This is a genomic window from Streptomyces bambusae (genome assembly GCF_019400985.1).
Taxonomy (GTDB): Bacteria; Actinomycetota; Actinomycetes; order Streptomycetales; family Streptomycetaceae; genus Streptomyces; species Streptomyces bambusae_A.
This window is the reverse complement of record NZ_WTFF01000656.1, coordinates 1-1,168: the sequence shown is the minus strand read 5'-3', so window position 1 is coordinate 1,168 and position 1,168 is coordinate 1. Positions and strand designations below refer to the sequence as shown.

The 1,168-nt window shown below is 75.0% G+C and carries 1 protein-coding gene and 1 pseudogene; one reads left to right on the top strand and one right to left on the bottom strand.

What is annotated here, in order from left to right; genetic code table 11:
- Positions 1–165, bottom strand: a pseudogene (locus GPJ59_RS39095) (SAV_6107 family HEPN domain-containing protein); the annotation flags it as partial.
- Positions 166–351: 186 nt separating this feature from the next.
- Here GPJ59_RS39095 and GPJ59_RS36365 point away from each other — a divergent pair.
- Positions 352–1,168 (top strand): ATP-binding cassette domain-containing protein (locus tag GPJ59_RS36365; RefSeq protein WP_219672371.1); only part of this gene is annotated, 817 nt, incomplete at its 3' end.

The window sequence follows — 1,168 nt, the reverse complement described above, 5'->3', positions numbered from 1 at the left end:
GCGCAGGGCGGCCAGGTGGGCGGTGGCGTACCGCTCGCCCGGCCGCTCCAGCAGGGCGGCCTCGTCCAGGCCGCGGCGGGCCTTGGCGAGCAGGTCGAGGGCGGCCGGCTCCGCGGCCGACCTCCGCATGACGGGGTGGACAGGGGACGGGGACGGTGTGGTCATGACGAACCTCCTGTCGTTGCGTTCTGTCGTGTTGCGCTGATCCCATCGTGAGGCCACCCACTGACAATGCCGCTGACCTGCGGCTTCGTCGGACATTTCGGCCAACTGCCCCCGAGTGCACGGATCAGGGGTCCGGGGATGCTAGTTTTTGAACTGACCAGTCAGTTCAAAACGAAGGGGGAGGGCGTGGACAGCCCGCTCGGCGCGGCAGTCAAAGCCGTTGACTTCGGACTGAAGGGCCCGCGCGGCTGGGCCTTCCGCGGGGTGGCGCTCGATGCCGCCCCCGGTTCGCTGATCGCGATCGAGGGACCCTCGGGCAGCGGACGCACCTGTCTGCTCCTCGCCCTGACCGGCCGGATGAAGGCCACCGACGGGTATGCCGAGGTCGGCGGCCACCGGGTGCCCAAGCACCTGGCCGCGGCCCGGCGGGTCGCCGCGCTCGGCCCGGTGCCGGGCGTCACCGACCTCGACCAGGCCCTCACCGTCGCCGAGCAGCTGCGCGAGGCCGCACTGCTCCAGCGTCGCTACGACGGCCCCGTCCGCGCCCTCCTGCGCCGCCCGGCCGACCGGGCGCGCGCCACCCGGACCCGCATCGACACCGCCCTGGCGGCGGTCGGGCTGGACCTCGACACCCTGCCCAAGGGCCCGCGGACCTCGGTCCGCGACCTGGAACGCCTGGAGTACCTGCGGCTCTCGCTGGCCATCGCCCTGCTGGGCCGGCCGGGCCTGCTCGCCCTCGACGACACCGACCTCAAGCTCTCCGACGCCGAACGCACCGAGGCCTGGGCCCTGCTGCGCAGGATCGCCGCCGCGGGCACGACCGTCCTCGCGGTGTGCAGCGAGGCCCCGGAGGACGCGGTCGTACTCCGCACGGGCACGACACCCGAACCGGCCGCCCGGGCAGCAAAGCCGAAGGCCCCCCGGCGGGGCCTGCGCCGCGCCGAGTCGGCCCCGGCCACGCCGGCCGGCACGGCGGAGGGGGCCACCGCGCCCGCCGCCGAGC